At 49.8% G+C, this 4,342-nt stretch carries 9 protein-coding genes; all 9 read left to right on the forward strand.

Translation table 11 applies throughout. The annotated features are described in order from the left end of the window. The first annotated feature begins 387 nt into the window (after positions 1-387). Complete coding sequence (locus E4656_RS20815; RefSeq protein WP_420812701.1) at positions 388-780, forward strand: DUF2971 domain-containing protein; 393 nt, start codon at positions 388-390, stop codon at positions 778-780. Positions 781-893: 113 nt separating this feature from the next. Further along, complete coding sequence (locus tag E4656_RS20035; RefSeq protein WP_135485101.1) at positions 894-1,379, forward strand: hypothetical protein; 486 nt, start codon at positions 894-896, stop codon at positions 1,377-1,379. Positions 1,380-1,450: 71 nt separating this feature from the next. After that, on the forward strand, positions 1,451-1,828 hold the full coding sequence (locus E4656_RS20040) for a transposase (RefSeq protein WP_135485102.1): 378 nt from the start codon (positions 1,451-1,453) through the stop codon (positions 1,826-1,828). A 52-nt stretch (positions 1,829-1,880) separates the two neighbouring features. Continuing rightward, entirely contained in the window at positions 1,881-2,102 is a 222-nt protein-coding gene (locus E4656_RS20045) for a DDE-type integrase/transposase/recombinase (protein ID WP_167856159.1), read from the forward strand. After that, positions 2,083-2,190, forward strand: coding sequence for an IS3 family transposase (locus E4656_RS20820; RefSeq protein WP_135485104.1), 108 nt, complete (start codon positions 2,083-2,085; stop codon positions 2,188-2,190). Before E4656_RS20045 ends, E4656_RS20820 begins: the two co-directional genes overlap by 20 nt. 108 nt (positions 2,191-2,298) lie before the next feature. Then, entirely contained in the window at positions 2,299-2,739 is a 441-nt protein-coding gene (locus E4656_RS20055) for a GNAT family N-acetyltransferase (protein ID WP_135485105.1), read from the forward strand. A gap of 102 nt (positions 2,740-2,841) precedes the next feature. Next, the gene (locus E4656_RS20060; RefSeq protein WP_135485106.1) at positions 2,842-3,477 is read left to right on the forward strand and encodes a LysE family translocator; all 636 of its coding nucleotides are present in this window, start codon (positions 2,842-2,844) and stop codon (positions 3,475-3,477) included. Positions 3,478-3,548: 71 nt separating this feature from the next. Further along, on the forward strand, positions 3,549-3,926 hold the full coding sequence (locus E4656_RS20065; RefSeq protein ID WP_135485107.1) for a transposase: 378 nt from the start codon (positions 3,549-3,551) through the stop codon (positions 3,924-3,926). Positions 3,927-3,978: 52 nt separating this feature from the next. After that, positions 3,979-4,200, forward strand: coding sequence for a DDE-type integrase/transposase/recombinase (locus E4656_RS20070; protein ID WP_167856160.1), 222 nt, complete (start codon positions 3,979-3,981; stop codon positions 4,198-4,200). Positions 4,201-4,342: the final 142 nt, after the last annotated feature.

Here is a 4,342-nt window from a genome sequence, read left to right on the forward strand (position 1 = left end):
ATCCGCCCAATCCGGTTGATGCTGGAGCGTCAAGAAATGATGGTTGCGTGAGAAAGCGGATACTTCAGGACCGACGACGTGGCGTATTTCGGAAAGATAAGTAACTTTAATGACCCTGTCGAAGGGATGATACGAAAACAAAAACTTATCCATGGGTTCAGCCCCTTCAATGATAACGATGTTATAAGCGCCGCTAAAATTTTATACCAAAACGTAAAGTCAAATTGGATAATTCCAAATTGGTTCTCTGAGGGCATGAGAGAAGCACTTAGTAGATCCTCGCCGTGGGAAGTTTTCGTTGAACTCAACAGTCTTATAGATAAAGTCGATGAGTATAAAAACACCCTACGGGTCCTTTGTACTACCCCCACCGAGATGCATAGTTTAATGTGGGCTCATTATGCTGATAGTCACCGGGGGATTTGTATCGAATATGAAGTTGACTTCTCAAGCCTGCCTAACGGCTTGGCGTCTGTTCCAGTGCAATATACCAACGAACTAAAGAGTTATCTAGCTTCTAGCTTTATACTTTCTCCAGAGGACTTGCTGTCGAGGCTATTGTTTACTAAAAGCTCTGAATGGAGCTACGAGAGTGAGTGGCGCTTTGTGCTTCACAATGGCAATGAAACCCTGGACCTTGATGAGCGGTTCAGAATGGTTTCCGTCACCGCCGGTTACAAATGTGCAAAAGACACTGAACTTCGAGCTTTATGCAATAAAAAGGGATTGGAGTTCTACAAAGTTAGAGACCAGGGAATAGACGGACTAGTTCGGGTGTGACATGTAAGCTTGGGACTTATAACAATCCAAGGCAGCGGGACATATTTTTGCTTCGCTGCGCTCAAAACGCAAAAATATGCCCCTGCTTGGGGTGTTAGGCTTTAAGGAGAATTATGACCATCAAGAAGGAAGCCGCATTTCACGAGGCGGCCCATGCTGTAACGGCATATTATTCAAAATTTCATAGCATTGTTTTGGGTATTGATTTGGAGGACTATGGAGCCGGAGAAATTTTCGTCTCACTAAGCAAATCGAAATGTATTGAAAACGGAAAGCCTCCTTCCGCAGAAACAGCAAAAGACAAAGAGGTGAGCAAGGAGTTGGCTGTCATCTTATGTTCAGGGTACGTTGGCGAACTAATTGCCGCCGAAACTGACCCATCTCTCAATCCCAGTCGAAGCTCGGCAGGGCCAGATTATCAGTTGGCCGTTCAAAACCTCAAAGCAGCCGGGCTGAGTCATAAGTATGACTTCCATCATGACAATGCTAGAACTTTTTTAGAATCAAAATGGGATGTTGTTAATAAGCTGGCGGAACACCTATTTTCAGTTAAAAAGGAGTCCGCTGAGAACATCATAAAATTCATTGAAAATGCCTAACAATAACAGTCACGGCGACGTTGAACCTGCCCCGTTAAAACGGACACCCCAAAATCACCCGGAGGTGTCCCATGCCAAGATCCAACCTGGCCAAGAAAACCCGTCAGTACAGCCTGGAATTCAAACGCAAGACCGTTGAAATGACGCTCAACCCGGAAGTCCTGATCAAGGACGTAGCAGAGCGCATGGACATCCATCCATTCATGCTGTCACGATGGCGCAAGGAATACAGAGAAGGCCTGTTGAGGCCTTCACGGAGAACCAGAGCCGTGGCCCCGAAGAAGCCCCGCAAACCCAAGCCGGAACAAAAGGATAGCGCTGTGACAGCCGAGAGCGCGGACATGAAGAAGCTGCGCAAGGAAAACGAGCAGTTGAAGCGGGAGAACGACCTGCTAAAAAAGTGGCAACGGTTTCTGTCGGAAGCACACAAGACAGATACCGATTCATAAGCCGTCATGGCGCACTTATGGTGTGCGCTTTCTGTGTCACTGGTTTCGGTTCTTGCGGCGCATTGTCAGTTGGAAACTGAGCCATGAGAAAACAGCCATGGTCAGCCGCGTGGTGCTGCGCTCGGCACTGGACAGCAGACAGCCGGCACCGGGGCTGATCTTCCATACGGATCGGGGTGTTGAGTATGGCGCCCATGAAGTCCAAAACCTGCTGCAGCGTCACAACGTGCTCAGCAGCATGAACCGACCATGGGTTGTACACGGCAGTCCGTGAGTACATCAATGGCTTCTACAACCCGCAGCGACTGCATTCTGGCATCGGATACCGAAGCCCGATAGAGTATGAGCAGGCCGTTGCTTAACAGAAATGTGTCCGATTTATCGGGGCAAGATCAACAGCTTTTCCATTGCGGCTTCGCCTCCATTCCAAAGCTGCGCGTGTTGGCGGCGTTAGAGAATTGGGAAGAAACATGGCAAAGATCGATTTGGCATCAATTAGGGATTCGAACGTGTTTGCGGCCATGGAGAAGGCGGTGGATACGGAGCAATACATTCTACCTTATACGGAAGCCGAACATGCCCATAACATGATGGATCCCAGCTTCGTCTATCTCCGAATTTTGGATGCAGATGAGCTGGTGGGCTTCATTATTCTGTTCCTCGATCAAGATATGACTAGTGTCGAGTTTCGTCGCATAGTCGTCTCTGCCAAGGGCCGGGGAATTGGCCAGTCAGCAATCGCAGAGATGGAACAGTTTTGTCTCTCTGTGTTGCACCGACAACGCGTTTGGCTGGATGTCTTCGAGGGCAACAGTCGAGGACGTCATATATATGAGAAGCTGGGATATAAGTACTGCGGGGAAGGCGAACATGAAGAAAAAAAGCTGCTCATCTATGAGAAAATGCTATAACAAAGGGTTCAACCGGACCCCGGAAAGCTCCGGGCCGGCAATGCCGGGCAGGCGCGGTGGCGGGGCCGGTTAACCCAAGCGTTAGCTTCATTAGGAGGAAGCATGGTTCCAGTTGAAACATGGGTTGCGTACACCGCAGCATGCATTTTGATCATCCTTGTTCCGGGGCCCGACAACATACTTGCAGTGAGCCGAGGGCTTAGTCAGGGGCGTCTTGCTGCAAGCATATCCAGTGTAGGTGCGGGTCTTGGACTTATGGTGCATGTACTTGTAGCGCTCCTTGGTTTGGCGGCGCTCATTCAAACGTCAGCGGCAGCGTTCAGTGTTGTTAAGTTTGTTGGGGCTGGATATTTGATTTGGCTGGGTATCAAAGCGTTACGCTCAAGAAGTTTGATTACTTTTCAATCGAATAATCATTTGCCTTACAGGGCAGTATTTGTAACCGGCTTTCTGACGAATGTGCTTAACCCGAAACCGGCTCTGTTTATCTTGGCATTTGTTCCTCAGTTTGTATCGCCAATGCATGGATCAATTGAGTTGCAAACGCTCATCCTGGGCACATGGTTTGCTTTTATGGCATTCAGCACTTTCGCTGTGCTGGGTGTTTTTTCATCCATTTTTGCTCGATGGTTAGAGAGTCATCCGCGCGCTATACTTGGCCTTAATATTGGTGCAGGGTCGACGTTCATTGCAGCAGGTCTATCCGTTGTATTTCTCGAAAATACGGAAAAAAGCTAACCAAGCCAGTCACAGCGACGGTGAACCTGCCCCGTTAAAACGGACACCTCAAAATCACCCGGAGGTGTCCCATGCCAAAGTCCAACCTGGCCAAGAAAACCCGTCAGTACAGCCTGGAGTTCAAACGCAAGACCGTTGAAATGACGCTCAACCCGGAAGTCCTGATCAAGGACGTAGCAGAGCGCATGGACATCCATCCATTCATGCTGTCACGATGGCGCAAGGAATACAGAGAAGGCCTGTTGAGGCCTTCACGGAGAACCAGAGCCGTGGCCCCGAAGAAGCCCCGCAAACCCAAGCCGGAACAAAAGGATAGCGCTGTGACAGCCGAGAGCGCGGACATGAAGAAGCTGCGCAAGGAAAACGAGCAGTTGAAGCGGGAGAACGACCTGCTAAAAAAGTGGCAACGGTTTCTGTCGGAAGCACACAAGACAGATACCGATTCATAAGCCGTCATGGCGCACTTATGGTGTGCGCTTTCTGTGTCACTGGTTTCGGTTCTTGCGGCGCATTGTCAGTTGGAAACTGAGCCATGAGAAAACAGCCATGGTCAGCCGCGTGGTGCTGCGCTCGGCACTGGACAGCAGACAGCCGGCACCGGGGCTGATCTTCCATACGGATCGGGGTGTTGAGTATGGCGCCCATGAAGTCCAAAACCTGCTGCAGCGTCACAACGTGCTCAGCAGCATGAACCGACCATGGACTGTACATCGCAGTCCGTGACTACATCAATGACTTCTACAACCCGCAGCGACTGCATTCTGGCATCGGTTACCGAAGCCCGATAGAGTCGGTCCTGAAGTATCCGCTTTCTCACGCAACCATCATTTCTTGACGCTCCAGCATCAACCGGATTGGGCGGATA

It is taken from the genome of Natronospirillum operosum, assembly GCF_004768465.1.
GTDB classification, from domain to species: Bacteria; Pseudomonadota; Gammaproteobacteria; order Pseudomonadales; family Natronospirillaceae; genus Natronospirillum; species Natronospirillum operosum.